22 protein-coding genes are annotated in these 26,443 nt (G+C 69.6%); 21 read left to right on the top strand and 1 reads right to left on the bottom strand.

What is annotated here, in order from left to right:
* Position 1: 1 nt before the first annotated feature.
* Positions 2-3,127, bottom strand: coding sequence for a type II CRISPR RNA-guided endonuclease Cas9 (gene cas9 / locus ACOGI4_RS10715; protein WP_419841659.1), 3,126 nt, complete (start codon positions 3,125-3,127; stop codon positions 2-4).
* A 340-nt stretch (positions 3,128-3,467) separates the two neighbouring features.
* Here cas9 and aroE point away from each other — a divergent pair, with 340 nt between their 5' ends.
* The 21 genes from aroE (at position 3,468) to carB (ending at position 26,440) form a co-directional block, all read left to right on the top strand.
* A complete protein-coding gene (gene aroE, locus ACOGI4_RS10710) occupies positions 3,468-4,316 on the top strand; it encodes a shikimate dehydrogenase (RefSeq protein ID WP_419841658.1) in 849 nt (282 codons plus the stop codon).
* A 66-nt stretch (positions 4,317-4,382) separates the two neighbouring features.
* Entirely contained in the window at positions 4,383-5,060 is a 678-nt protein-coding gene (locus tag ACOGI4_RS10705) for a prepilin peptidase (RefSeq protein ID WP_419841657.1), read from the top strand.
* A 129-nt stretch (positions 5,061-5,189) separates the two neighbouring features.
* Positions 5,190-6,419 carry a 3-dehydroquinate synthase family protein gene (locus ACOGI4_RS10700; protein WP_419841656.1) on the top strand — a complete coding sequence of 410 codons (1,230 nt, stop codon included), beginning with the start codon at positions 5,190-5,192 and terminating at the stop codon, positions 6,417-6,419.
* 8 nt (positions 6,420-6,427) lie between these two features.
* Positions 6,428-6,937: a type II 3-dehydroquinate dehydratase gene (locus tag ACOGI4_RS10695; protein WP_419841655.1), complete on the top strand. Its 510-nt coding sequence runs from the start codon at positions 6,428-6,430 to the stop codon at positions 6,935-6,937.
* 140 nt (positions 6,938-7,077) lie between these two features.
* On the top strand, positions 7,078-7,644 hold the full coding sequence (gene efp / locus ACOGI4_RS10690) for an elongation factor P (RefSeq protein ID WP_419841654.1): 567 nt from the start codon (positions 7,078-7,080) through the stop codon (positions 7,642-7,644).
* A 17-nt stretch (positions 7,645-7,661) separates the two neighbouring features.
* The gene (locus ACOGI4_RS10685) at positions 7,662-8,105 is read left to right on the top strand and encodes a transcription antitermination factor NusB (RefSeq protein WP_419841653.1); all 444 of its coding nucleotides are present in this window, start codon (positions 7,662-7,664) and stop codon (positions 8,103-8,105) included.
* 322 nt (positions 8,106-8,427) lie between these two features.
* Positions 8,428-10,368 carry a hypothetical protein gene (locus ACOGI4_RS10680; RefSeq protein ID WP_419841652.1) on the top strand — a complete coding sequence of 647 codons (1,941 nt, stop codon included), beginning with the start codon at positions 8,428-8,430 and terminating at the stop codon, positions 10,366-10,368.
* On the top strand, positions 10,365-12,677 hold the full coding sequence (locus ACOGI4_RS10675; RefSeq protein WP_419841651.1) for a hypothetical protein: 2,313 nt from the start codon (positions 10,365-10,367) through the stop codon (positions 12,675-12,677). Before ACOGI4_RS10680 ends, ACOGI4_RS10675 begins: the two co-directional genes overlap by 4 nt.
* Positions 12,678-12,721: 44 nt before the next feature.
* Positions 12,722-13,399, top strand: coding sequence for a hypothetical protein (locus ACOGI4_RS10670; RefSeq protein WP_419841650.1), 678 nt, complete (start codon positions 12,722-12,724; stop codon positions 13,397-13,399).
* A gap of 3 nt (positions 13,400-13,402) precedes the next feature.
* On the top strand, positions 13,403-15,379 hold the full coding sequence (locus ACOGI4_RS10665) for an ATPase, T2SS/T4P/T4SS family (protein ID WP_419841649.1): 1,977 nt from the start codon (positions 13,403-13,405) through the stop codon (positions 15,377-15,379).
* Entirely contained in the window at positions 15,373-16,161 is a 789-nt protein-coding gene (locus tag ACOGI4_RS10660) for a hypothetical protein (protein WP_419841648.1), read from the top strand. Before ACOGI4_RS10665 ends, ACOGI4_RS10660 begins: the two co-directional genes overlap by 7 nt.
* Entirely contained in the window at positions 16,158-16,925 is a 768-nt protein-coding gene (locus ACOGI4_RS10655) for a type II secretion system F family protein (RefSeq protein WP_419841647.1), read from the top strand. The genes ACOGI4_RS10660 and ACOGI4_RS10655 overlap by 4 nt, the downstream gene beginning before the upstream one ends.
* 203 nt (positions 16,926-17,128) lie before the next feature.
* Positions 17,129-17,326: a hypothetical protein gene (locus ACOGI4_RS10650; protein ID WP_419841646.1), complete on the top strand. Its 198-nt coding sequence runs from the start codon at positions 17,129-17,131 to the stop codon at positions 17,324-17,326.
* 84 nt (positions 17,327-17,410) lie between these two features.
* A complete protein-coding gene (locus tag ACOGI4_RS10645; RefSeq protein ID WP_419841645.1) occupies positions 17,411-17,827 on the top strand; it encodes a hypothetical protein in 417 nt (138 codons plus the stop codon).
* 57 nt (positions 17,828-17,884) lie between these two features.
* Positions 17,885-18,307 carry a hypothetical protein gene (locus ACOGI4_RS10640; protein WP_419841644.1) on the top strand — a complete coding sequence of 141 codons (423 nt, stop codon included), beginning with the start codon at positions 17,885-17,887 and terminating at the stop codon, positions 18,305-18,307.
* Positions 18,304-18,675: a hypothetical protein gene (locus tag ACOGI4_RS10635; protein WP_419841643.1), complete on the top strand. Its 372-nt coding sequence runs from the start codon at positions 18,304-18,306 to the stop codon at positions 18,673-18,675. The genes ACOGI4_RS10640 and ACOGI4_RS10635 overlap by 4 nt, the downstream gene beginning before the upstream one ends.
* A 126-nt stretch (positions 18,676-18,801) precedes the next feature.
* Positions 18,802-19,347: a bifunctional pyr operon transcriptional regulator/uracil phosphoribosyltransferase PyrR gene (gene pyrR / locus ACOGI4_RS10630; protein ID WP_419843134.1), complete on the top strand. Its 546-nt coding sequence runs from the start codon at positions 18,802-18,804 to the stop codon at positions 19,345-19,347.
* Positions 19,344-20,534, top strand: coding sequence for an aspartate carbamoyltransferase catalytic subunit (locus ACOGI4_RS10625; RefSeq protein WP_419841642.1), 1,191 nt, complete (start codon positions 19,344-19,346; stop codon positions 20,532-20,534). Before pyrR ends, ACOGI4_RS10625 begins: the two co-directional genes overlap by 4 nt.
* On the top strand, positions 20,527-21,930 hold the full coding sequence (locus ACOGI4_RS10620) for a dihydroorotase (RefSeq protein WP_419841641.1): 1,404 nt from the start codon (positions 20,527-20,529) through the stop codon (positions 21,928-21,930). Before ACOGI4_RS10625 ends, ACOGI4_RS10620 begins: the two co-directional genes overlap by 8 nt.
* Positions 21,927-23,099, top strand: a complete 1,173-nt coding sequence (gene carA, locus ACOGI4_RS10615) for a glutamine-hydrolyzing carbamoyl-phosphate synthase small subunit (protein ID WP_419841640.1) — start codon at positions 21,927-21,929, stop codon at positions 23,097-23,099. Before ACOGI4_RS10620 ends, carA begins: the two co-directional genes overlap by 4 nt.
* Complete coding sequence (gene carB / locus ACOGI4_RS10610) at positions 23,099-26,440, top strand: carbamoyl-phosphate synthase large subunit (protein WP_419841639.1); 3,342 nt, start codon at positions 23,099-23,101, stop codon at positions 26,438-26,440. Before carA ends, carB begins: the two co-directional genes overlap by 1 nt.
* Positions 26,441-26,443 lie beyond the last annotated feature (3 nt).

Below are 26,443 nucleotides of genomic sequence, written 5' to 3'. Positions count from 1 at the left end.
CTCAATCCTTAGGCCGCCGTTGCGCCGTCGCGTCGGGCGGCCCGCTGTCACGCACTCGTCCCAAGATGTCAACGCTGATCTTTCGGAATCCGTCAGCCTGCAGCTTTGCGGCGCTTTTGCTCCAAGTGGTCATCGCTTTGGCTGGACCTCCCTGCTGATGCTCAACGAGAAACACACTCTGTCCGCTGAGCTTCAAGACTCGGTAAATCTGGCGGCCGTCACCCGTGCCCACAGCCATCATGTCATCGCGGTGTAGCCTCATGATCTTGCGCGCTGTCGGGTAACAGCGCTTGATCTCTGAGCTGTAGGTACGATCATGCGCGTGAAATCGAGAGACCGTCTCACCCTTAGTCTTGCTGTTCGGAAGAAGCCAGATGTCCATATAGGCGTTGCCGTCTGTCTTGTATGCCTTGTAGGTGCCGCGAGAGGGGTCGCTGACGAAAGCCAAGCTGGACTCTTTCATGTTCGTCAGCAGTCGAAGACGCCGTATGCCCAGCTTCTTCCGAATGTGCTCAACGAACCGCTGCCACTGCTGAGGTTCACTCTCGCTCGGATGTTGTGTTTGCACGCGTTCCCAGAGCGAACGCAACCTGACTCTGAGCGCGCGATCGCGGACTCGTTCAAGATCCGACGGATTCATAGCAACGGTACTGACGTCCTTGCGTTCCACAAGCGTCATCATTCCCTTGTCGTCTGGGCCGTCAACGATGCCATAGGCGGTATCGTTGTGAAGACCACCGCTCGTGACATCCCGCCCAGACGTGCGGCGCTGTGGCTTGTCTTGCAGTACCGTGAAATGGTCGGGTCGGTGACGGACCACGCACGAATCGACGAGTGATTGGACATCGCTGCGGAATTGCGGCCACGGCGGTTCGATGTATGATGCAATTCGTTCGACATCGACACCGCGGCCGGAAGCATGGGCTATGCGTTGGAGCAGCGAGCGTGATGTCATGCCGACAACTGCGGCATCGATCATGTGGTGGCGGTGATCCTCGCGGTTCTTTCCGCTGGTGCCTGAACCTGTCAAGACGCTCTCTAGTCCCCAAGCTCGACGCAGAAGTGCTGTCATCCTTCCGGGCGTTACCCAGACATTGCGGTGATCTACTGCACACTCGAGGTACTCACGGACTAGTCGCGACAAGTAGCGATTCTCATTGAGCTGACGTTCCAAGAAGCGGTTGTCCTTCTTGAACGTGTCTATAGCGTCCGCCTCGAATCTCCATCGTTTGCCTCGTGGCAGAGATTTGGCCCAAGCGAGAATCTGGCCGTAGCGTGCTTGATCAGATCCCCAAGCTTCGAACGGCGTCCGGTTGGCTTTGTCGCGATTTGCCGAACGCATGGCCACAACGGTATTGTTCATGCTGTTGTCGAGAGAACGGCTGTAGGGGAGCAGGTGCTCGATCTCAGTCTCGGCGGACAGGACCCGCTCGATCGAGAGTGCTGTGCCCGTGAACGGGCAGATTCGCTCGTTGGCTTTGCCTTGTTCTTCCCACAGCCGCAGTTTGCGCATGTGATGGGCAGATGGTTCGGGGAAACCGGCGCGTGCCGCGCAGTCGCGAAGGCGTTCATTGCGTGCGCGGTTCTGGCGCTGCCGTTCCTCGTCCTCGCGGCGCTGTTCCTCGGTTTGCTTGAGGTCTCGTGACAGCTCCACCACCACTTGGCTGGGCTTGCCGTACTCGTGGACGATGGCATTGAACAGTCTGCGAACTTGTCCGAGCGCGATATGAACGGTCGGATTCGCGACGCGTCCGTAGCGTGCCGCGTCGCTGCTCGCACCAGGCTTGGCGCCGGTGACGTGCCGAGCCAGCACCTCGCCGTAGTACGGCAGCAGATCATGACTCGCATCGGCATGGCGATCCGAATGGTGGCCCAGTCCTGCAGCTTTCACCGCATCGGGATAGCGCATGCCGGCTTTCAGGTGAGGCAGCAGTCGCTCAATCGCAGCCTTGGACAGGTTGCCTGTGCCTGGCGGCAGCCTGGCGGCTGAGACGCCTTCTGCTGCAGCCTCGTCGAGTCCGTGCTCGTCGATCAGCCAGTCAATCAGGCGTTCGGTGTCCGCTTCGTCGAGCAGGCGCTCCACGATGAGCTGCTGATCCATGATGCTGCGCTTGTTCCAAGTGCTCCCGAAGCACTTCTTGGAACGGAGCGCCTTAGCCGTGAGGTCGCCGTCCAGCTTCTCTCGCGCCGTCGATCGCAGGTTGACGCGGGTGCCTTCTGGCAGTCCAGCATCGATCGTGAGCTGTTCGAAGGTGCGCTGGGCGCTGCGACGCAGCTTGTCGGCGGCCCGCCTGCGTTCTTCATCAGTCAGCGGTCGATGGGATTCGCCGGGCGGCGTCACTTCCACGTTGTTGACTTCTTGGAGGATGCGGAAGTACTGAAACAGCGGTTCTGCCTTGAGAATCCGGCGCTCGCCCTCCAACAATGTACACCAGCCGCGTTCGACCGGGCGCAATGGTCGTTGGTGGAGCAGACTGGCGATGACGAAGTCCCAGTCGCCTGCGGCCAGAAGTGGGTGATGAGGTGCCTGAGCGGATTGGATCGCTTCGAGTTCGCGCTCGATCATCGATCGCTCTGGGTAGAGGCCGTTGCCGAGCCGGGCGCGCACCGTCTCGCCTCGTTGGCGCCGGCGCCACAGGTACTCGCCAAGTGTTCGAGCCTCCGATTGCTCGATGCGGCGCTGAAGCTCGGCGTTGTCCTTGCGGACTTTGCCGTCCTCGCCGCCGTCGGTCTGACGGTTGCTCTTGAAGCCGCGCCGGTCCGCGAACGAGAGCAGCACCCGCGCGAGTTCACTGGGTTCGAGCGGCCGGTCCAGTGCCTCCCCTCGCAGTCGCAGGGGGTCGAGCCGGCGCCATTCCGTTCGGTCTGCTGAGGCGTCAGGCAGCAGTCCGCAACTGCGCAGGCGTGCTGCTACTCGTCGGCGCCGGCGGAGCACGCGATCGCGATTGCGCCTCGGTCCGCGCTTGGAGCGACGGTCGGCCGCATTCGAGGCTCGGCTCTTCGGATTGCGTCCGTCGCTGTGAATCGAGACGCCACCGGCCACGACTTCCACCGGCTCGGCATTGTTCAGCCGATACAGCACCCACCCGATGCTGTTCGTGCCCAAGTCGAGTCCGAGTCGCAGCATGCGATTGCCCCCTCAAGCGGTGCGTGTGAACGAGTGGGCAACACACGATAGCCTGTCCTCAGGGAATGGTTGGCGGTAGCTCCGGCTGCCAACAACAAGCAGAGTCCCGCTTGGCGGGGCAATATGCATCACGTTGCGAGGCGGGCTCCGGCCCGCCTCGTTCCTTCGGTGTTGACTTCAACCGGACGCAGTAGGTCGCTGCGACGACCTCAAACCCGACGCTGGACTCAGCGGCCGCGTTGGCGCTCTCGGCGGCCGAACGCTTGACTGAGTGGCCCAGTGCCGCGTTGCTTGCGCTTGTGGCGGGTGTCGGGCTGCTAGGGATGGGGCCGTGATGTTGGTGAGCGGTCGGACGCGTGTTGCTGGGGTCATCGGGTATCCGGTGCGGCATTCGCTGAGTCCGGCGCTGCACAACGCGGCGTTCGCTGCACTGGGGCTGGACTGGGTCTACGCAGCGTTCGAGGTGCCCGCCGGCGCGGGCGGCGATGCCGTGGCGGCGATGCGGGCGTTGGGCATCGAGGGACTGTCGGTCACCATGCCGCACAAGGACGCTGCCGCCGCCGCGTGCGATGAGCTGTCCGCGACGGCGATGCTGCTCGGCGCAGTGAACTGCATCCGCCGCGACGGCAGCCGGCTGATCGGTGAGAACACCGACGGCACCGGCTTCATCCGATCGCTGCGCGAACAAGCGGGGATGGAACCCACGGGCCGGCGTGCAGTGGTGCTGGGGGCGGGCGGCGCAGCGCGCGCCGTCGTCGTAGCGCTGGCAGCCCACGGCGCGTCGGTGACGGTGGTGAATCGCTCGGCAGCTGCCGCGGAACGCACAGCCGAAGTCGGGAACGTGGCCGCCTCCGCAGCAGGGACGTCACAGGGCAGCGTGAGCGTCGGCACGGCCGAAGCGGTGCGCGACGCAGACCTCGTCGTGAACGCCACGCCGCTCGGCATGGCCCACAACGATCCGCTGCCGACAGATCCGGCGCTGCTGGGCGAAGGCCAGACCGTGACCGACCTCATCTACCGGCCCCAACGCACGCCGTTCCTCGATGCTGCCGCCCGCGCGGGCGCGACGACGCTCAACGGCACCGGAATGCTCTTGTTCCAGGCCGCCGAGCAGTTCACCATGTGGACCGGCCATGCCGCTCCTGTCGATGCCATGGCAGCAGCCGTCGGCCTCGCCATCGCCGGGTAGCTCCTGCTCCCCGGGCGCAAAGCGGCCCCGCCGGCCGCAGTCCGATCAGTAGGGGGGCCAGTCAGCATGACCATGGTGGTGACAGAACTCAGCATCGCAGCTCCGGCGGCAGCAGCGGCAGGGCTGGGAGGGGCGGCAGCCGGCCTTGTTGCCGTTCGCTGCGCGAGGCGCTGTTTCGGAGTGGCTGCGTACCCGTTGCCGGTCGTCGCTTCCTGCATCGCCGTGGCCGCCATCTTCGCGCTGCGTCTTGGCCACAGCGCTTACCTCGCGCCGCTGCTCGCACTCGCCTGGGCCGGCGTGTTGATCTCGGCCATCGATCTGCGGACGCACCTGATCCCCACGCGGCTGCTGCGCGCCTGCGCGTGCGCCGCCGTGCCGCTGGTGTGCGCTGCTGCACTGGCAGACGGCGGCATCGCGGGCCTGGGGCGCGCTTCGGTGACGGCGGGCCTCGGGTCGGCGCTCGGCTGGGCGACGATGCGCATCGTCTGGCGCGCCGCACGCGGCGGGCTGGGCTACGGCGACGTGCGACTCGGCGCCTACCTCGGACTGCACTTGGGGCTTGGCGGGCTCGCAGCCGTCTGGACCGGTCTGCTCGCAGGCTTCGCGATAGCAGCCGCGGTCGGCGGCATCGGGGTGGTAGCACTGGGCCACAGCCCCGATCACCGGTTCGCGCTCGGTCCCTCGTTGGTCGCCGGGGCACTCGCCACCGCCTGGTGGACAGTGCCGTCAGGCCTCGCCGCCTGAGCATCGACCCGTCGAACCGGCGCGTCACCCGAACGGCAGTACAGCGGCTCGATGCCGTCCCGGTAGCTCGATGCAGAGCAGGCAGCCAGCCTCGAAGCCGCGGCAGGCGCATCGCTACCCTCGCCTGCGATGACCGCGCCGGCGACAGCACCGATCATCGTGGTTGTGCCGCTCGGCAAGCGTTCCTATCCGGTGCTCGTCGGCGAGGGTGTGCGCGCCGAGCTGTCGCACGTCATGCCGCCCGAGGCACGGCGAGCTGCGCTGGTCACCCAACGCGGCATCGAGGTCGAGGTGGACCCGGGCGTCGCGCATCGAACGTTCACGATCCCCGACGGCGAGCACGCCAAGCAGATCACGACGGTGCAGGATCTCTGCAGCGGCTTCGCTCGGTTCGGCCTCACCCGCCAAGACGTCGTGCTGGCCGTCGGCGGCGGCGTGGTCACCGACGTCGCCGGGTTCGCGGCGGCGGTCTACCACCGCGGCGTCGCCGTGGTGCATGTCCCCACCACGCTGCTGGGCCAGATCGACGCAGCCGTCGGCGGCAAGACGGGGGTGAACTTGCCCGAGGGCAAGAATCTGATCGGCGCGTACTGGCAGCCGAGCGCAGTGCTGTGCGACACCGCAGTGCTCGACACGCTGCCGGCGCGAGAGCTGCTGGCCGGCTACGGCGAGCTCGCCAAGTACCACTTCATCGGCTGCTCTGCGCAGGCTGCCGCGCTGATCGGACCCCAGCGAGTCGCGCATGATGTCCAATGGCCTGCCGGCGACGCCGCGCCGGGCGCCGCAGATGTCTCACCCGGCGCGAACGGCACGGCCGGGCGCCAGGCCTCACCGCTCGGACGTTGCCGCGACCGGCTCGTGCGGCGCGGACTGCGGGGCGACGAGCTGCGCAGCCGACTGGCCGCAGGCGTCGGACTGGCCGACTTGGAACGCCCGGAGCTGGTTGCTGCCTGCGTCGCCGTCAAGGCCGAAGTGGTGGGCGCGGACGAGACCGAGGGCGGTCGGCGGGCCCTGCTGAACTACGGGCACACGCTGGGCCACGCGCTCGAAACAGCGGGACACTTCGATTTGCGCCACGGCGAGGCCGTAGCCGTGGGGCTGCGGTACGCGGCGCTGGTCGCGCGCAGGCTCGGGCGCATCGACGACGAGCGCGTCGCCGAGCACGAGCGCGTGCTCGCCGCGTACGGACTCGAGACGGCTCTGCCGCAGGGAATCGATCACGACGAGATCATCGAGCTGTTCGGGCGGGACAAGAAATCCGTCGACGGCATCACCTTCGTGCTCGACGGCCCCGACGGCCTCGAAGTGGTCCCTCGCATCGATCCGGCAGTGCTGCGCGACGCGCTCGAAGGGATGTGAACGGCGTCATGCCTCGCCGAGTCGTGCTGCTGCTGTCGGGTCCGAACCTGAACCTCTTGGGCACCCGCCAACCGGAGATCTACGGCACCGAGACGCTGCTCGACCACGTGCGGGCGGCACGCCGGGCCGCGACCGCGCACGGATGGGACCTCGAACACCGCCACAGCAACCACGAAGGCGACCTCGTCGACGCAGTCCACGAAGGCATCGGCCGGGTCGCGGCCATCGTGGTGAACCCCGGCGCGCTGACCCACTACGGATGGTCGCTGCATGATGCGCTCGCCGCCTTCGAGGGCCCGATCGTGGAATTGCATCTGTCCGAGCCCCGCGAGCGCGAGCAGTGGCGGCACCTGTCGGTGGTCGAGCCGCTGGCCTGCGCGCGGGTGGCGGGGGAGGGCGCTGCCGGCTACCCGCGAGCGGTGGAGCTGGCCGTCGCCGCAGCCGCGTCCGCAACAGACGTCGCGCAGGCCGGCGCGCTGCCACCCGACGCTGCCGGCGACCCTCCGCACGCGCCCTGAGCGCGTCGGCACTGGTGCGTCGCCTGTACCGTCTGGTCGCTCATCGTGCGCACGGCACGCTGCCGGACTGCGGCCGATGAGCCTGAGCGACCGCCCGGTGCGGGACGGCCCCGCGTCGAGCTTGACCCCGCGAGGTTGACATGGCCATCTCCACGGCGGATTTCCGCAACGGCATGACGCTTGAGCTGGCCGACGGCCTGTTCCAGCTGGCGGAGTTCCAGCATGTCAAGCCGGGCAAGGGCGGCGCCTTCGTGCGAACCACGCTGCGCAACGTCCGCACAGGCGCCACGCTCGAGCGCACGTTCAGGGCAGGCGAGCGCATGGAGCGAGCCGTCATCGACCACCGCGACATGCAGTACCTGTACGCGGACGGCGAGACGCTGGTGTTCATGGACACCGACACCTACGAGCAGCTCCCGGTCAGCCGCACGGCGGCGGCCGGCGCCACGAGCTTCCTCGTCGAGGGCGAGACGGCCACCGTCGTGCGGCACGGCGACGAGGTGCTGGGCGTGGAACTGCCTGCGTCGGTCGTGCTCGAGGTGGCCGACACCGATCCCGGCGTGCAAGGCGACCGGGTGTCGGGCGCCCGCAAGCCGGCCACGATGTCCACCGGGCTGGTGATCCAGGTGCCGCTGTTCATCGAGGCCGGCGAGCGGCTGAAGGTGGACACTCGCAACGGCGACTACATCGAGCGGGCCCGCAGCTGAACCGCAGGTTCCCTGCGATGAGCCGTTCAAGCGACCCGTTCGCGGCGCCCGACGAGCCGACCCGTCGCAGAGAGGCGCGTCAGCGCTCGGTGGAGCTGCTGTACGAGGCCGAGATGAAGTCCTGCAGCCTGGCAGAGGTGCTGGCCGAGCAAGTCAGCGACCTCGACACGTTCGCGCGCGAACTCGCCACTGGCGTCGCGGACCGCCGAGACCAGCTGACCGCGCGACTCGGGCAGTTGCTGAACACGGGGTGGTCGCCGGGCCGCCTCGGCGCCTGCGACCGGCTGATTTTGCTGCAGGGCTTGTTCGAGCTGGACCGCGGCGCTGCCCCTGCCGCAGTCGTCATCAACGAAGCCGTCGAGCTGGCACACCGGCTGGGTGCGACAGACCGCAGCGGGGCATTCGTGAACGGCGTGCTCGCCGCCGCGCTCGACAGCCTCGACACCCTCGACAGCCCGTAGCAGCGCCGCAGCCGTCGCTGGGTGCGCTGCCGGCCGCCGTGGCGTGGCCGGGGCGGTGCTGTCCAAGCGCTGAACGTCTCCAAGCCTGTGCGCCGTGAAGTGCTGGGTGTCTTGCAGCGTTGAGCGTCGTGAGACGGCGAAACGGTGAGCATTGAAAACCATTGGAAATGCATGACATCGCTCATCTAGAACTCACTGCATTGCCTCAGCGTCGGTCTCGACTCAGCGAGACGGCTGCGGGCAGCGAGCTCTGGGGAGCGGTGCGATGGTCATCCGACGAAGGCGAAACGCAGGCGGCGCAGGCAACGCAGGTGGCGCAGGCATGGGCGGCGGACGCTTGGCGTTCGCAGCGACGGCGATGGTGCTCGGCGCAGCATGCAGCGGCGACCAGGCTGCGCCTGCCGACACCGGATCGCCGATCTCGGCTGCGCCCAGCACTGCTGTCACCGAGTCGAGCGACGCATCGCCGCTCCCGCGAGACGTCACCGAAGCACGGCCGATCATCGCCGGCGACGGCAGCTTCCCGACTCCGGTGCGCAAGCAGCAGTTGCAGTCGCCGCCGCTGCCTGGCGCCGTCGACATCGGCAGCGGGCGCATCTGGGTGCCCTGGCCGCCGTATCCCGAGGCCTTGGCCGCTGCAGAGGCTGCTGCGGCGCCCGTCGCCGAGCCTGCCGCGAGAGGATCGCGCTCGGCTCTGAGCGACGACGTGGCGGCTGGTCTGCGCTACGTCGTCGATCAGCGTCGGGAATGGGAAGCGATGCCGCCGTATCTGGCGGATGCACGCGACGCGCTGGAACAAGGAGAAGGGATCGCGCGGCGACGTGCGGGCACCGAGACCGCCTGGGAGCTGGTGATCGACCCGTCCGGCCTCGACTACCAGACGCGACTGTCCGCAGATCGCAGCGCTGCCTACGACCACGCAGCGCTGTGCCCGCCGCATCCCACACCGCAGGCGCTGGGAATCGACGTCGGCGACAGCGCCCAGCAGCGCGACCGCGCAGCCGCCGCCGTGGAGGCATTCATCCTGGGCATGCGGTCGCCAGGAGATCGGCCGATGCACTCGTGGGGCACGACCGTCAACGACGTTGCCAAGCTGCTCGTCTACAGCCCCGGCGAGCCGATGGAGCTGGCGCTCGGCGGCCACAGCCTGACCGACATGGGGTTCTTCCCTGGCGACTGGTCAGCGCAGGCCAAGCGCTGGCTCACCCTCAGGGCCGCTCACGGCGCCGTCACGGACTCGCTGGTCGGCCACGCCGCGGTCAGCACCGGCCCGGCGTCCTTGTGGGAAGCCTGCAGCGACCTGGCCACCATCATCCCGGGCGTCTACACGGCATCGCATCGCACGCGCCAGCTCGAATCGCTGTGGGCGCGCGGCCTGCGCCTGGAGTTCGCCTTCCCGCCGGTCGAGCGGGCCTGGGTTGGCGACCTCAGCGCTGCCGGACAGGCGCTGGCGGTGATCTGTCACCCGCCGGGGCAGTCGTTCCTCGTCGACGCATCGTCGGGCGAACGCCTCGACGCCGGCACCGACCATCCGGCGCAAGTCGAAGCCATGTGGCTCACGTGGTCCCGCCTCAGCTTCAGGGTGCTTCGCAATGAGCTGTTCGAGGGCGGCTGCGACGGCGACGCCTTCGAGCGCGCGCGCCAGTGGCTCGCCGACGCCCAGCAAGCCGACGCTGCGTCGGTCGACTGGAGCGAGCCTCGGGTGTGGGCCTCGGGCGTGCGCAATCGGTGGGTTGCCGTCCGTGAATGGGTGGACGTGCCCCAGCGAGAGGCGTGGACGGCACACCGCGATCACCGGTGGCACCTGGAGTGGTGGTGCCAAGCCGGCATTCCTGTCGGCACGCTGGTCGACGGCGAGCTGCATCGCCCTGAGCTCGAGCCGCACTGCACGTCTGCGCAGTGGAGGGCGCTGGCCGCCGCGGCGCCTGCGGTGACCTCCGAGCTGTCGGCCACTGCCTGGGATCCCGGCGCGAGCTGGCATGAACGGATGTACCTCTCGCCGTTCAAGTCGTTCGAGGTGGTGTTCGGCTGCTCTGGCGACCCCAGCGTCATCGATGAGGCGCTGGCACGGCCAGTGGAGCGGCGAGCAAAGAAGCCGTGGCCGCCGGGCTCGCTGCCGCTCACCGAGTCCGAGCGCGCCTACCCGCGGCCGATGCCGCCGTGTCCCGAAGCCGGCTGGCCGCCGCAGACCGATCGCTACTGGTGGCCGGCCGCCGCGTCGCTGTCTGAGGCCCAACTGCCCTCGGCTGGGGGCTCGTCGTGACCTGGGTTCGCCCGGCGCCGTCGGCCGCCGGCGTGCGACGCGCCGGCGGGTGGCACCTCGTGGTGGCGCTCGTCGCGCTCGGCAGCGCAGTCCTCGCTGCCAGCGGCGACGACGCGGCAGCCCAGACTGCGGTGACGCCCGTGCTGAGCTGCAGCGGCGGCATGGTGCTCGACAGCGGCAGCGGACGATGTCTCACGCCCCGCACCCAGACCGTGGCCCGCTCCTCGTGGTGTCCGGCCGGCTCGACGCTGGTCGCCGGTCGCTACGGCGGCTCGGTGTGCCAGTATCGGGTGACCACGACCGTGGACACCGGAAGGACGCGGCAGGTCTACAGCCACACCACCTACGACCGGGTGTGGATGCCGACGGGCACCAAGAGGGTCCGCACCGGTACCGATCGTGTCTGGGTGAAGCCGCGCACCTACGTCGAGCCGCTGGTGCCACCCGTTCGGGTGAGGGTCGGCACCAAACGGCGCTGCAACTTCGACCCGATCTCTTTGACGTCCTACGCCTGTCGCACCGTGCCTGTGTACGAGTATCGGCTCTCGACCAAGGTCACGATCCCTGGCTACTGGCGCGAGGTGCCGGTGTACAGCGAGGTGGAGACCGGCTACTGGGATCGCGTGGCCAACCGGCACTACACGACAGAGCGGGTCTTGGAGACCGCGACCCGCTGGGTGACGTCGCCCGCACGGCTGGGCCCGTGCGGTGCAGGCTGGCGGACCGTCGGCAGTGAGTGTCAGCGCACGGTGCTGGGTGCCCCGTCTGCTCCCGCGAGCCAGAGCTGCCCGGCGGGTTCAGTCCCGCGCTATGCCGACGCGCTGGGCGGCGCCGGCCTGTCCGCGCTGACGTGTCGCACGCCCGCGCCGGGCGCAGACACCGGCATCGACCACGACGACAAAGGCGGTCCTGGGACCTCGCGTGACGGCACTGCACGTCCGCCCGCTCACCTCGCGAGCGAGAGCGACGAACGTCTGGCGGAGCTGGGAATACACCGCTGCGCCAATGGACTGTTGTCGTACGTGCCCTGCGGGGAGATGCCCGGACGCACGTGGAACAGCGACCCGGAGGTGTGCGACGGCATCGACGGCACCAGCTATCGGCCCGACCATGGCGGCAGCTGCGTGACCCCGACGGATCTGCTCACCAAGTGCACGTCTCCCGGCGACTGCGAGAAGACCACGATTCGCACCTACTGCCCTGCCATCGGCCAATTGGCGAAGACCGAGATTCAAGAGCACGTCCACCGGGTTCGTGGCCCCGAGACGTACCGCGTGTGCATCTTCGATTGCTCCAGCTTCGCCCAGCTGCCCCGCTACGTCCGAACGCGCATCGACGGTTCCAACGACTACGCCTGTCTGCCCGCTGCTGAGCCCGACGCGGCCTCCCCGGACACCACGACCACGTCCACGATCACCACCTCGACATCGAGCCCCACATCGACCACGACGACGGCGTCGACATCGACCACTGCTGCGGTCAGCGGCGAGACCAGCACCTCGACCACTGTGCCTTCCGCCGCCGGGCGAGCGCCCACCCGCACCACCGTGCCGCTCCGCCGACCACAGCCGCCGACGCGGACCACGGCGCCTCCTGCGCACGAGCCGCCTCCCGCAGCCACGCCGGCACCATCGGACGAAGACTGCCCGTCAATGCCGCCGCCGGCATCGGCACAGCGTGCGCTCGCGGCGCTGGGGCTGGGCTCCCACGTTCGATCGGCAGGCGGCGCGCCTTCCCCGCAGCAGCACCTGCCCGGCGGCGGGCGCTACCTGCAGGTGGCACCCGGCCGCGGCTGGGCCGAGGTTCGAGGCCCAGTCGACGTCGACGAGTCCGGCTGCCGCTGGATCGCCACCTGGGTGCGCGTCGGCTGGGCGGACCAGCGACCGTGGGTGCCTGCTGAGCGCGACGCGATGCGGGCGGGAACCGGCATGGGGCACCTGCTGGAGCGTTGGGAGCTGCTGAGCGCGCAGGAACGCGACACCCTCAGGCGCTGGCATCGGGCCGGAGCGGTGCCCGGCGAGGTCGTGTGCGCTGTGGCGGACGCGGCGGGGCCGAACGCCGCGGCGTCGTGCGGCTGGGTGCTGGTGCGTTCTGCGGCGTACGCCTGGCACGCCGCCATGTGCTTCGAGCTCGAGCAGCTTCCCGATGAACCGTTGGGCGAACCGAGCCCCGCACGCGGCGCCTCGGGCGAGCCGACGGCCGACGATGCGTGCTGGATGCCGGCGGGTTCGGGGGTGGACTGGATTCGCTCGACCGGCGACTACGCCAGCGACCGAATCACCCTGGACCGCAGCGGGAACGGCTCGTGAGCTTCACTGCGCCGACCGCGTACGCAGGCCAGGAGCGGCCTGCGATGCCCGCGACAGGGTCAGCCGCTGGGCCCGCCGGTCCGCAGCGGCGAGGACCGGAGCCGTGGCGCCTCGCGGTCGCCGCACTGATCGTCGCCACCGTGGTCGCGGCCGTCTGGCTGTGGGGTCGCCCCCACCGCGAACCGCCGGGAGTGCTGGTAGCGGTTGCGTCTGAGCCGTGGAGCGCAGGTCAGCCGCCGGGCGCCTTCGAGGTGATCGAAGTGGCTCAGCCGCTCGCCGAACGGTTCGCTGACCTCACGGCCATCGCGGAAAGCGTTTCGAGCCACGACCTTCCCTCGGGGACGTTCGTGACGCCCGAACTGCTCGCTGACCCCGCCGGTGTCAGCGGCGGGCTGACTGCGATGCGATTCGAGGCCGACACCTCCGCGTGGCCGACGGCAGCGCCCAGCGCCGGCAGCGTCGCGGTGGTGGCCGACGTGCTGGGCGGCTGCGCACTGCAGGTGACCACGCTGGTGGACGGCGCTGAGGGCAGCGTCGTGGTGCGCGTCGATGCGCCCGCTGCGGCGCGGCTGGCAGCGGCCGCCGGTCTCGACGGCCTCGTGGTCTGGCCGGCGCCGCCCGATGGGTGGCCGCTGTGCCGCAGTCCGGGCGCCACGTCTGCGAACCGAGTCGTGCCGAACCCGTTTGGGTCGGGCCCTGTTGCTCCAGCCGGCGGAGGCTGAATCGTGCTGCTCGTGCTGTGTGACGATGCCGTGGCCGTGCCCACCCGCGACTGGTTCTGTGAAGCGCTGTGCGCAGGAATGTCCGCCGCAGCCGGCGAGGTCTCGGTGTGGGCCCACACGGCGTCGATGTCGCCTGCCGAGTCCTCGGGCGAACCGTGCGTTGTGTGGCTGACGAGCAGCGCAGAGCGCGACGCGATACACACAGCCGCTGCAGCCGCCGTCGAGATCGTGCTGCTGCTCGGCACCTGCGTCGGCGTCTCTGCGGCGCGAGGCGACGATCGGCACCATGGGGCGCTGGCATGGCAAGCGGCCGCGGCCGCCGCGGTGCCGCGGGTCGCGGTGTGGCTTCCTGCGCCCAGCGGCGGCCGAGGCGATCCCACCGGCGAGCTCTCCGAGGTGCTCAGGGCGGATCGGGTCGTGCGCCTCAAGCGGCTGGGCACTCGCGGCGCCACCCGCAGAGTCCAGCGGCTGGGCGGCGCCTTGACCGGCGCAGCATGCGCACCTCAGCGTCTGGACCGCTCCGACGGTGCGGTGCGGCGACGCAATGCCGCACGCGCTGCCACCGACGCACTGGAGGACCTGCTGGCCGAGTCCGATGTTGAGGAGTTTCAGATTCGGGGCGGCGAGTCGATGCTGGTGCAATATGCCGGCGGCCGCGTAGAACGTCGGCCTTCGCCGTTCAGCGCCGACGAGGACCTCATCGAGGCAGTGCGGTTTCTCGCCGGCTACTCCGGCGATCGTCCGCAGCGCTTCGACGAGCTGGACCCGCGTCTCGACGTGCGCGTCGGAGACCGCTGGCGCCTGCACGCCGAGGCGTTCGTGACCAGCCCGCCGAACGTGGTGCTGCGTTCCAACATGGCCGGCCGCATCCGGCTCGACGAGCTCGGTGTCGCCTCGCCTGAACTCAACAGCTTGCTGGTCGAGGCCATCACCGGTCGCGTGCGGGCCAATGTGGTGGTCGCCGCGGCGATGGGCGGCGGCAAGACGACCTTGTGCCAAGCGCTGCTCGCCGCGGTTCCCGCTCACGAGCGCATCGACACGATCGAGGACACGCCCGAGCTGCGCCTGCACGAATACGGCATCCACCCGAACACCTACGAGCGATTGACCCGCGATCCCAATCAGGACGGCCACGGACGCCACTCGATGGCAGATCACATCCGGGACGCCAAGCGAGCGAATGCCGCCAAGCTGGTGGTGGGGGAGATCCGCGGCGAGGGCTGCGAGGCGTTGCTCGACGCCATGTCCTCCGGGCTCGACGGCTGCTTGGTCACCCTGCATTCCCAGCCCGGCCAGGGCGTGCTCGAAAAGCTCGTGGCGTACGCGTGCTCGGAAGGCGCCGAGCCGGACTACGCCCGCCGCCAGATCGCCTCAGCAGTGGACCTGTGCGTGTGGCTCGGCCGCAATGACGCAGGCGATCGTGTTGTCGCAGACGTCACCCAGCTCACTGGCATCGACCAGATGACGGGAGTCATCTCCACGACCTGCCTGTGGGCGCTGCACCCGGGAGACCGCTGGGCGACGCCTCGCGGCCGTCCGGTGGGGCGAGTGGCTGCGGTCTACGCAGCCGCCGGGGTCGCGGCAGACGACATCGGCGTTCCCATCGGCGCGACGCTGTTCTCGCGCATCGTGGATGCTCCCGCTCCCGACAGCGCGCTGCAGCCTTCGCCGGCTGCGGTGCGCGCTGCAGCGTTGCGCGACGGGTCGGCACCTCACGGTGTTGCATTGCCTGCGGCTGTGTCGGTGGGTGCTGCGGATGCGCGCAACGGATCGACAGATCATGGCGCAGGGACGCATGCGAGCGCATCGACCAGCGCTAGGGGCGCTCACGACGGACCGCTGCTGAGCGGGCCGCTGTTCGACGCGCCGTCGTGCGAGCGAGCCGAGCGGAGCGAAGTCATGTGGGATCCGGGCCCGCTGGTTCCCATCGACAACCCGCCGCCCTATGAGCCGCTCGTCGCCGAGGACGCGGCGTGCTGAAGCCGGTCGCTGTCGGCATGGTCGGCGCGGGTGCCGCGCTGTGGATCCTGTTCGGCGAACTCGGCGCGAAACGGCGCGCCGCCGGACCGCACCCAGAGCGTTCGTCGGTTCGCTGGCCTTGGCTGACGAGCGGGGTTGCAGCGTTCGTTGCCGGGCTGGCATTCGGCCCGGCAGCGGCCGGGCTGACCGGCGCGGTAGCCAGCATGTGTACGTGGTGCGCCGCGGTGGTTGTGCGCAGCCGCCAGCGTGTGCTCGCCGCGGAGTCCGTCGCGCAGTTCGCCGCCGTGCTGGCCAACCAGGCACAGGTTTCGCGAACCGTCGTGGACGCGCTGGAGACCTCGGCACCGCTGGCGTCTGGGCCGATTGGGCCCACCGTGGCCAATTTCGTGTCCGAATGCCGCAGCATCGGGGTCGAGGCGGCTGCGGTGCGCTTCGCACGCGGCGAGCAGGGCGCAGTGGCTGCGTGGCTGGCCGATGCCGTGGCGGTAGCGGCCTCCAGCGGAGGCGAATGGGTGCCGATCCTGGAAGTCGTGGAAGCCGAGGCAGCGGAGGCTTCTGCGACGGCCCGGCACTTTCATCGTCATGTTGCAGCCAACCTGCCACAACTCGGGCTGGCCGCAGCGCTTGGCGCCGCAATTGCCTTGGGCAGTGCGCTGGTCAGCCCCGACGCGTGGGCGTGGCTGAGCGGTCCGCAGGGTCAACGCATTGGCCTCGCAGCGACGGTCGTGGCGGTGGCCGTGTGCGCCCGGCCGCTGGCCGCGGCGTGGGAGATGTTGCGATGACCGGGATACTGCCGCCGCCGAGTGTTGGCGCGCTGTGGATCGTGGCGGGTCTCGGTGCTGCGGCGGCGCTCAGCTCGCTCTCGACGAGCGAACGCAAGCAGCGCAATCGCCGACGACTGGCCGCGCTGGGCTGGAGTGCGCCTCGCCTGGCCACGATCACCGTCGTTGTCGCGGTGGCGGCCGTCGGCATCGGGTTCGTGGCCGGTGGCCGACTGCCCACAGCGGGCACTGCGGCACCCGCCGCTGCGCTGGGCTGGGCGCTGCTGGCCGCGGTGGTTGCGTCGTGGGCGGTGCCGGCGGTGATCGCTGCCGTCGTGCTGTCGGGGCATCGTCGTCGCTTAGACGGAGCGGTGCTGATGTGGCTGCGTCGCATCCGCCTGTTCGTTGCGGCGGGTCGGCCCATCAGCGTGGCCGTGCTCGACGCGGCCGAGCGTGTGGTGGACCCGGCATTCGCCCCGGCCGCCGGTGCGGTCAACGCTGCGGTGATCGGCGGCCGTGATCCGCTCGCAGCCGTTGCCGCGCAGCTGGCGGACTCACCGACCACGTCGCTGCTGCGCACCGTCGACGTGGCGGAACGGTCCGGCGCTGCCGCATCTCAGCTGCTGGACCGTGTGCTGGACCGCGTGGTCCGAGCCATCGACGACCGCCGCCGCGAAGCCATCGACCGGCTGGGCCGGTCCGTGGGCGCGTCGGCGGCGCTGCTGGCCGTCGTGGCCTCGGCGATGGTGATGGTGACGATCGTGATGACGCTGCCGTCCGTCTGAGCCGCCGTCCCAGAGCGTCTGGCCTTGGGCAGCCGGTCCTGGCCCTGCGCAACCGGAGCAAGCGAAGCCGCCGAGCAGCTGACCAAAGGCCCGCCCAGACGCCAGCCACCCAGCAAGCGAACCGCAGCCAGCCCAGAACCAAACCCCGAAGGCCACCCGAAGCAAACCCCGAAGGCCACCCGAAACAAACAAGGAGCACCACCATGGACTCACCAGTCACCAAGCTGATCTTCATTGCCGCCGCCGTCGCCGCTTCGGTGCTGGTCGTGGCAGTGATGTGGACGACGCTCGGGGCAAACGCCCCCGAAACCGACGGTTCCGTCGAATACGCAGAGATCAGAACGAAACAGCTGTGCGATGCCGTCGGCGGCAACTGGGCCGGCGGCGCGTGCAAGGGGTAGCCCGACCAATGCTGCATCGCCGCAGGCACGATGCTGTCCGGTCGACACGTCAACGTCTCTACAGTTTGAGACATCGGGTGCGACATGGGTAGCTCGCTGTCGATCCTGCGACTGTTCAGCGTTTTGGCGGTGTTCATGGCGCTGGTGATCTCGCTGTTCGGCCGCCAAGTCGGAGCAGCTGTGGCGCAGGGCGCTGCCGACGCGGCAGCCATCGCGGTGACCGACCTGCTGCCACCGGACTGGACCTGCGCCGAGTCCGATCTGCCGTCCGACGCGCTCGCAACCGCTTCCCGCGCCGCTGCCGGCCGTGCCGCGCAGCTCGCGTCGGTCACGCCAACTGCGGTCGAGGTGCGAACCGACGGCACCTGCTCGGTGATCGTGTCGGTCCGCGTCGCATCACACGGCTGGCTCGCAACAGCGGGGGCGCTGGGCGTGGCCTGCCGCCGTCCGTCGTTCGCACGAGGCGCAGCGTTGCAGGCACCGCTGCCGCCGCCGTGCTGATGCCGCACGCGCACGCGGACTCGCTCGGTCGAGCCTGCTCACGAGGGGTGTCTGTCGATGGATGAGAGCATCGGCATGCTCAGCGTCGCAGCGGTGCTGGTGTTCGGCGTCTGGCTGGTGGACTACGCAGGCGACGCGACCCGTGCCTCTCACAGCGTTCGCGCGGCAGGCATCGAGGCGGCGCACTACGCCGCCGGCGCCGTAGCGTCGCCACCAGACGGCGTCGATGCGGCCGAGATGCAGCGCGCCGTTCAGGCCGTCGCCGAGCGCATCGTGGGTGCTGCGGCAGTGTCCGATTGCGACACCGCTGATCCCGGTTTCGAGGTAGAAGCGACCGTGCATCGGCTGCGGAGCGACGGCGCGCCCGCGGCCGTCAGCGTCGAAGTGGACTGCCCGCTGTCGGTGTCGCCGCTGTTCGCCGACACCGTCCGGGCTCGGGCAGCGGCGGCCGTGCCCGGCGATCTGGCAGCGCCGCAGTGAGCGCACCGATCCTCTCGCTGGCGCTGGCGACGATGTGCGCGCTGTTCAGTGCAGCTGCCGCAGACACTGCGCAGGCCCTCGGGCTGCGCAACCAGGCAGCGGACCAAGCGCGCCGGGTGGCAACAGCCACGCTCGATGCGTGCGCCCTCAGCAACAGTGCGACCCGGCAGTGCGCACCGCCGCCGGGCTGCGCAGCTCCGGCTTGCACGGTGTGTCGGCGCGGCGATGCTGTGCGAGCCGATGTCTCGCTGGACTGGGCGCCGGTGATGCTGCGGGGCCTCACGCCTGCACGCGGCCGGCATGCGTTGAGCCTCGAAGCGCTCGATGTCGCGGATCTGTCGGGTGCCGGCGTGCCCGCATGTGCCTGACGCAGCGTCGCCACTTGGCATCGGGGTTAGGGCAGCGCGGTTAGGCTGGCGGTCTGACCGTGAAGCGAGTCCCGTGAGGCTCGTACGGACAGGAAGGACCTGCGCGTGGCAGACCGCGAACGACGCATGACGCCCCCGTACGGGGGCGTCTTCGTTGCGCGAACCACCGTCTTGGACGCCGGCGGGGTTCACCGGGCACTGACCCGCATCGGCCATGAGATCGTCGAGCGCAACAGCGGCTTGGCCGATGTCGCCGTCGTGGGCCTGCAGACCGGGGGCGTGCAGATCGCGCTGCGCATCGTCCGGCTGCTGTTCGAGATCGAAGGAACCGACGTGCCCTTCGGCACGCTCGACGTGGTGATGCACCGTGACGACATCGCGCTGCGGCCGGTCATGGCCGAGGCGGTCACCGACATCCCGTTCGACCTCGACGGCATGACCGTCGTGGTGGTCGACGACGTGCTGTTCACCGGCCGCACCATCCGCGCCGCACTCGATGCGCTCAACGACTTCGGGCGGCCGCGAGCCGTCCAACTCGCCGTCGTCATCGACCGTGGTCACCGAGAGCTGCCCATCCGCCCGGACTTTGTCGGCAAGAACCTGCCCACGAGCCGCGACGAAATGGTGGACGTCACGCTCGAAGGCGTGCTGCTGGGGGAGATGCGCAAGTGAGCGGTCACCTGCTGACACTGCGCGAACTCGGCGACGAAGGCATTGCCGACGTCTTGGCGCTGACAGATCGCTTCGTCGAGGTCGGCCGCAGGCCGATCCCCAAGGTGCCCGCCTTGCGAGGCCGCACCGTGGCCACACTCTTCTTCGAGGAATCCACTCGCACCCGCCTGGCGTTTGAGATCGCCGCCAAGCGACTCTCCGCTGACGTGCTGAGCTTCGCAGCAGCGTCGTCGTCGCTGGCCAAGGGCGAATCGCTGCGAGACACCTTCGAGACCGTTCAGGCCATGGGCATTGACGCTGCGGTCATCCGCCACCGCAGCGCCGGCGTGCCCGAACAGATGGCGCGCTGGGCCGACGACCGAGTTGCCGTCGTCAACGGCGGTGACGGGTGGCACGCCCACCCCACACAAGGATTGCAGGACGCCTACACGCTGTGGCGGCACTTCAGCCCGCTGCGAGACGGTCACCGTCCCGAGAGCGCCACGTCGAACGGCGCCAGTCCCGCCGACACGCCGGCCGACGTGCCCACGCTGTGGGGACGGCGCATCGGGATCGTGGGGGACATCGTCCACAGCCGCGTCGCCCGCAGCGACATCGAGGCCTACACCGCCTTGGGCGCAGGCGTCGTGCTCGTGGCGCCGCCCACCTTGTTGCCTGCGGCGCCCCGTGAGTGGATCGACGGATGGCTGCCGGCCGACGCCGCTGCCCGTGTCGACATCTCCCACAGTCTCGACGACGTGCTCGGCCAGCTCGACGTCGTGGGACTGCTGCGCTGCCAGCGCGAACGCATGGCAGACGGCTTGATCGGGTCTGTTCCCGAGTACGCCGCCCGCTACGGCCTCACCGCGCAGCGAGCCGAGCGCCTGCGCCCAGGCGCCGTCATCACCCATCCCGGCCCGGTGAATCGCGGCATCGAGATCGCGGGTGCGGTGCTTGAGGACTTGGCCGCGAACCGGGTGCTCATCACCCGGCAGGTGTCCCACGGCGTAGCGACCCGCATGGCCGTGCTGTTCGGCTTGGTCGGATCGAGCACTGCGCTGCCCGGTGCGGGACCGCTCGCCGACCTCACGCCCGCTGCCGAACCGATCAGCAGCAGTGACCGAACAGCAGTGCCTGACAACAGTCATCGGCAGTCATCGGCATCGACGGCCGAGCGTCAAGTGATAGAGCACGAGACCGATGGCTGAGACGGCGGCGCACGCGCCGGGCACAGGCGCTCCGCTGGTGATCGCCGGCGGCGAGATCGTCGAGCGCTCCGGCCGACGCCGAGCCGACATCGCCGTGATCGACGGTCGGATCGCTGCAGTGACGCCGTCCGCGACTGAGCGCGGCAGCGCCGCCGCGCAAGACGACGACACCGCTGAAGCTGCTGCGCGCTGTGCCGGCACGGTGATCGACGCGGCGGGCTGCGTGGTGAGCTCCGGTCTGGTCGACCTGTTCTGCCGCCTCGGCGAGCCGGGCAACGAGGAAGCCGAGACCGTCGCCACCGCCACGGCAGCCGCAGCGCTCGGCGGATTCACGGCGGTGCTCGCACAGCCGGACACCGATCCCCCCCTCGACCGGCTGGGCGAGCTGGCGCAGCTGCGCCACCGAGCGACCGGCGGGCGCTGCTCGGTCCTCGCCGCCGCCACGATCAGCGCCGATCGGGCAGGGCACCGGCTGTCGCCCATGGCGGAGCTGGCCGATGCCGGCGTCCGCTGGTTCACCGACGTCGGTCCGCTGGCGCACGCCGGCCTGCTCCGTCGCGCCTTGCAGTACGCCGGACCGCTGGGCGCGACGGTGTCGGTGCGACCGGCTTGCTCGCAGCTCGGAGGCGGTGCGGCGATGGCCGAAGGCGCCGTCTCTGCGCGCATGGGTCTCGCCGGCGAGCCCGCTGCCTCCGAAGAGCTGGCGGCGGCCGCCGCCATCGGTGCTGCACGGATGACCGACGGGCGGCTGCACCTGGATCGCATCAGCGCTGCCCGCACGGTCGAGCTGGTGCGCGCAGCCAAGGCGGAAGGCATTGACATCTCCGCATCGGTCGCCGCCGAGCACCTGCTGTTCGTCGATGCCGACGCAGAGGGCTACGACACGCTGCTGCGAGCCGATCCGCCCTACCGCACCGCGCATGACCGTGACGCGCTCGTCGCCGGCGTGAACGACCGCACCATCGACGCGGTGGTCAGCGGTCACTCGCCCGTGCCGCCTCAGGCGAAAGACCTGCCATTCGAACAAGCACCGCCAGGCGTCGCAGCGCTGGAGACCTGTGCGGCCATCGTGCTGGACCACCCCGACATCCCTCTGTTGACGGCGCTGGATGCGCTAGCGTGGCGGCCCGCGGCACTGGCGGGTGCAGCTCACCTCGGCGGAGGCGCGATTGAGCCCGGTCAGCCGGCGAACCTGGTGGTGATCGATCTCGACCGGCCGTGGACGCCGGCTGCACGCGGCAGCGCTTCCATGGCGCGCAACACGCCACATCTCCACCGCCAGATGCACGCACTGGTGCTGGCGACCGTGGTTGCCGGACACGCCGTCGTCGCTGACGGGGTGCTGTGCGGCCACGTCGGCACCGTCGCTGCGCTCACGTCAGGAACGACTCGATGACCACACCTGGCGCACTGGTGCTGGCGGACGGCACCGTCTTCGACGGCGACATGATCGGCGCACCGCTTGCAGCATCAACGGGCACCGCAGAGCCGGGCGCCTCAGGGTGCATGGCGACCGGCGAGGTCGTGTTCAACACGGTCATGACCGGGTACCAGGAAGTCATCACCGATCCGTCGTATGCGGGCCAGATCATCGCCTTCACGTACCCGCACATCGGCAACTACGGCACCGCAGCGGCTGACGCCGAGTCTCGCCGCCCGGTCTGCCGGGGCGTCGTCGTCCGGGACTTGGCCCGTCGCCGTTCCAGCTGGCGCGCCGATGCCGACTTAGGCGCGTATCTGGCCCGTCACGGCATCGCCGGCATCGCCGGGGTGGACACGCGGCGGCTGACCCGACATGTGCGCGAGTTCGGCTCGATGCCCGCCGCCTTCGGGCCGGTCCATGTCGACGATGCGCTGGAGCGCCTCGCGGCAGCGGCCGCAGCCGAGCCCGGCACTGCAGGCGTAGACCTCGTCAGCCAAGTCACCACTGCGGTGCCTTACACCGTCGGCGACGGCCCATGGCGCGTCGTGGCCTACGACTTGGGCGTCAAGCGAGCCATCACGGTCGGCCTCGGGCGCATCGCCACCGTGGAGGTGGTGCCGGCTGCCACCACTGCCGCCGACGTGCTCGCACGCGAACCCGACGGCGTGTTCCTGTCCAACGGACCCGGCGACCCGCAGATGGCAGGCGCCGTCATCGCAGCGCTCGACGACCTGCTGGGCATCGTGCCGATCTTCGGCATCTGCCTCGGTCAGCAGGTGCTGGGGCTCGCCCTGGGCGGCCGCTCCTACAAGCTGACCTTCGGCCATCACGGCGGAAACGTCCCAGTGCGCGAGCAGGCCACCGGCCGCATCGAGATCACCAGCCAGAACCACAACTTTGCCATCGAGTCCGGCTCGGTGCCCGGCGTGGAGGAGACCCACGTGTGCCTCAACGACGGAACGCTCGAAGGGTTCGCGGCCCGCGACGTGCCGGCGTTCGCCGTGCAGTACCACCCGGAGGCGAGCCCGGGTCCGCATGACTCGCGCTACCTGTTCGACCGCTTCGCCGACCTCATGTCGTCGTTCTGGCGCACCGCACCACGCCGGCACGGCGCCGGCGCCGACCCCGAGGCGAGCCGCTGATGCCGCGCCGCGACGACATCGACTCGATCCTCATCATCGGCTCGGGACCCATCGTCATCGGGCAGGCCTGCGAGTTCGACTACTCGGGCACGCAAGCCTGCAGGGTGCTGCGCCAAGAGGGCTACCGGGTGATTCTGGCCAACTCCAACCCGGCCACCATCATGACCGACCCCGAGTTCGCCGACGCCACCTACATCGAGCCGCTGGACGCCGCCGTGCTCGAGGCCATCATCGCCCGCGAACGACCCGACGCGCTGCTGCCCACGCTCGGCGGTCAGACGGCACTGAATCTTGCGACGCAGCTGTCGGCAGGCGGCGTGCTCGACCGCTACGGCGTGGAGATGATCGGGGCATCCGAGCAGGCGATCGACACCGCGGAGGACCGCGACCGCTTCCGACAGGCCATGTCCGAGATCGGACTGCAGTGCGCCCGCTCGGCCATCGCGCACACGCCCGAACAAGCACGCCAGGCGCTCAGCGAGGTGGGGCTGCCGGTCATCATCCGGCCCGCGTACATCCTGGGCGGCCAAGGCACCGGCTTCGCCGCGACGGCCGCAGAGTTCGAGACCGCGGCAGCCGCAGGCCTCGACGCCAGCCCGATCAGCGAGATCCTCATCGAGCAGTCGGTGAAGGGCTGGAAGGAATTCGAGCTCGAAGTGATGCGCGACAGGGCCGACAACTGCGTGGTGGTCTGCGCCATCGAGAACTTCGATGCCATGGGAGTCCACACCGGCGACTCGATCACGGTCGCGCCGACGCAGACCCTGTCCGACGTCGAGTACCAGCAGATGCGTGACGCGGCGTTCGCCTGCATGCGGCGCATCGGCGTGGAGACGGGCGGCTCGAACGTGCAGTTCGCGGTGAACCCCGAGGATGGCAGCCAGATCGTCATTGAGATGAATCCGCGGGTCAGCCGCAGCTCGGCGCTGGCGTCGAAGGCAACAGGCTTCCCGATCGCCAAGATCGCCGCCAGGCTCGCCGTGGGCTACACGCTGGACGAGATCCGCAACGACATCACGGGCGAGACTCCGGCCAGCTTCGAGCCGACCATCGACTACGTGGTCACCAAGATCCCTCGCTGGGCGTTCGAGAAGCTGCCTGGCGCTGCACCCGTTCTCGGTCCGCAGATGCAGTCCGTCGGCGAGGTGATGGCCATCGGCCGCACGTTCGCCGAGAGCTTGCAAAAGGCGCTGCGCAGCTTGGAGCAGGGCCGTTTCGGCCTGAACGCCGACGCCGGAGAACCGCAGTACGCCCAGCGTTCCACGTCGGCGCTCATCGAGGCAGTGCGCGTGGCCACGCCTGAGCGCATCTTCGAGATGGGCGAGCTGCTGCGTCGGGGCGTGGACCCGGCCGCGATCTGCGAGGCCACCGGTGTGGACCCATGGTTCGTGGACCAGATGCTCGCCATCGTCGAGGAACGCACCGCGCTGGAGTCTGTGCGCGGGCCCGACGCCATGGACCGCCGCTCGTGGCGCCGGGCCAAGCAGCTCGGCTTCGCCGATGCGCAGCTGGCGTGGCTGTGGGGGGTGGACGAAGCCGAGGTCCGCGCGGCGCGTCTGCGTGCCGGGGTGCGCGCCACGTTCAAGACGGTGGACACCTGCGCCGCCGAGTTCGATGCGCGCACGCCGTACCACTACTCCACGTACGAGGACGAGGACGAGATCCGCCCCGGCACCCGCCCCCGCATCGTCATCCTGGGCTCGGGGCCCAACCGCATCGGCCAAGGCATCGAGTTCGACTACTGCTGCGTGCATGCCAGCTTCGCACTGCGCGATGCCGGCTACGAGACCGTGATGGTGAACTGCAATCCCGAGACGGTCTCTACCGACTACGACACCTCGGATCGGCTGTACTTCGAGCCGCTCACTGCCGAGGACGTGCTCAACGTCATCGACGCGGAGGATCCGGTGGGAGTCATCGTCGGTCTCGGTGGCCAGACGCCGCTGAAGCTGGCAGCAGCGCTGCCCGACGCGTTGGTGTGCGGCACGCCGGCTGACTCCATCGATCTGGCCGAGGACCGCGAGCGCTGGAACGCGCTCTGCGCTGGCCTCGACATTGCGCAGCCTTCGGGCGGAACCGCAGTCGGCCACGCCGAGGCTGCCGCCGTCTGCGAGCAGATCGGCTTTCCCGCATTGGTGCGTCCCAGCTACGTGCTCGGCGGCAGGGCGATGACGGTCGTCTACGACCAGGACGAACTCGCCGCCGCCATGTCCGAGCTGGCGCAGTTCGCCTCGCTCGGACGCGAAGGGGGACTGTCGGCGCAGCGACCGGTGCTGGTGGACCGCTTCCTCGAGGACGCCGTCGAAGTCGACGTGGACTCGCTGCGAGACAGCACCGGTGCCTGGATGCTCGGCGGGATCATGGAACACGTCGAGCAGGCAGGCGTCCATTCGGGCGACAGCGCCTGCGCCATCCCGCCGCCGAGCCTGAGCGCTGCTGCCCAGCAGACCATCGTGACCTACACGCGCAAGCTGGCCGAGGCGCTCGGCGTGGTCGGGCTGCTGAACGTGCAATTCGCCGTGAAGGCCGGCGAGGTCTTCGTGATCGAGGCCAATCCTCGGGCATCGCGCACCGTGCCGTTCGTGGCCAAGGCCACCGGCGTGTCGCTCGCATCTGCTGCATCGCGAGTGATGACGGGCGAGACGCTGGATGCGCTGGTGGCTTCCGGAGCGCTGCCCGGGTGGGCCCGCGACCAGCATCTGCCTGGCGCCTCACCTGCGCCCCGCTACGTCGCGGTCAAGGAGGCAGTGCTGCCGTTCAGCCGGTTTCCGACGGTGGACACGGTGCTCGGGCCTGAGATGCGTTCGACGGGCGAGGTCATGGGCATCGACGTCAGCTTCGGACTGGCGTTCGCCAAGAGCCAGATAGCTGCGGGCGAGGCACTGCCGTCGGGTGGCATGGCGCTGCTCACGCTCGCCGACCGCGACAAGCCGGACGGGCTGGAGGCGGCACGCCAGCTGCAGCAGCTCGGCTTCGAGATCGCCGCGACCGCCGGCACAGCTGCCTACCTGCGAGCGCGCGGCGTAGCGGTGAACGTGGAGGTGGCCAAGCTGTCGGCGGACGGCCACGCGTCGTCGCGGGGCGAAGACGCTGTGCAGCTCATCTCGGCCGGCCGGGTGGCGCTGGTGGTCAACACGCCACGCGGGCGAGGCGCTCAGCTCGACGGCCGCCATATCCGGGCGGCGGCCCGTGCCCATCACCTGCCGTGCCTGACGACGGTGGCAGCTGCACGCGCTGCCGCGACCGGCCTGAGCGAGTGGCTTGCGAGCGACCTCCGGGTGCGGCCGCTGCAGGAGATCCACGCTGAGCTCGACGCCTCCATGCGACGCGACCGTGCCTGATGC

It is taken from the genome of Candidatus Poriferisodalis sp. (genome assembly GCF_965205175.1).
Classification (GTDB): domain Bacteria; phylum Actinomycetota; class Acidimicrobiia; order Acidimicrobiales; family Poriferisodalaceae; genus Poriferisodalis.
This window is presented reverse-complemented; position numbering and strand designations above follow the sequence as displayed.

What these genes read in the sequence shown, in the direction of transcription:
- cas9 (WP_419841659.1), bottom strand. Translation starts at nt 3,127, where the DNA reads ATGCTGCGACTCGGACTCGACTTGGGCACGAACAGCATCGGGTGGGTG.
- ACOGI4_RS10705 (WP_419841657.1), top strand. Translation starts at nt 4,383, where the DNA reads ATGACCATGGTGGTGACAGAACTCAGCATCGCAGCTCCGGCGGCAGCA.
- ACOGI4_RS10700 (WP_419841656.1), top strand. Translation starts at nt 5,190, where the DNA reads ATGACCGCGCCGGCGACAGCACCGATCATCGTGGTTGTGCCGCTCGGC.
- ACOGI4_RS10695 (WP_419841655.1), top strand. Translation starts at nt 6,428, where the DNA reads ATGCCTCGCCGAGTCGTGCTGCTGCTGTCGGGTCCGAACCTGAACCTC.
- efp (WP_419841654.1), top strand. Translation starts at nt 7,078, where the DNA reads ATGGCCATCTCCACGGCGGATTTCCGCAACGGCATGACGCTTGAGCTG.
- ACOGI4_RS10685 (WP_419841653.1), top strand. Translation starts at nt 7,662, where the DNA reads ATGAGCCGTTCAAGCGACCCGTTCGCGGCGCCCGACGAGCCGACCCGT.
- ACOGI4_RS10680 (WP_419841652.1), top strand. Translation starts at nt 8,428, where the DNA reads ATGGGCGGCGGACGCTTGGCGTTCGCAGCGACGGCGATGGTGCTCGGC.
- ACOGI4_RS10670 (WP_419841650.1), top strand. Translation starts at nt 12,722, where the DNA reads ATGCCCGCGACAGGGTCAGCCGCTGGGCCCGCCGGTCCGCAGCGGCGA.
- ACOGI4_RS10655 (WP_419841647.1), top strand. Translation starts at nt 16,158, where the DNA reads ATGACCGGGATACTGCCGCCGCCGAGTGTTGGCGCGCTGTGGATCGTG.
- ACOGI4_RS10650 (WP_419841646.1), top strand. Translation starts at nt 17,129, where the DNA reads ATGGACTCACCAGTCACCAAGCTGATCTTCATTGCCGCCGCCGTCGCC.
- ACOGI4_RS10645 (WP_419841645.1), top strand. Translation starts at nt 17,411, where the DNA reads ATGGGTAGCTCGCTGTCGATCCTGCGACTGTTCAGCGTTTTGGCGGTG.
- ACOGI4_RS10640 (WP_419841644.1), top strand. Translation starts at nt 17,885, where the DNA reads ATGGATGAGAGCATCGGCATGCTCAGCGTCGCAGCGGTGCTGGTGTTC.
- pyrR (WP_419843134.1), top strand. Translation starts at nt 18,802, where the DNA reads ATGACGCCCCCGTACGGGGGCGTCTTCGTTGCGCGAACCACCGTCTTG.
- ACOGI4_RS10620 (WP_419841641.1), top strand. Translation starts at nt 20,527, where the DNA reads ATGGCTGAGACGGCGGCGCACGCGCCGGGCACAGGCGCTCCGCTGGTG.
- carA (WP_419841640.1), top strand. Translation starts at nt 21,927, where the DNA reads ATGACCACACCTGGCGCACTGGTGCTGGCGGACGGCACCGTCTTCGAC.
- carB (WP_419841639.1), top strand. Translation starts at nt 23,099, where the DNA reads ATGCCGCGCCGCGACGACATCGACTCGATCCTCATCATCGGCTCGGGA.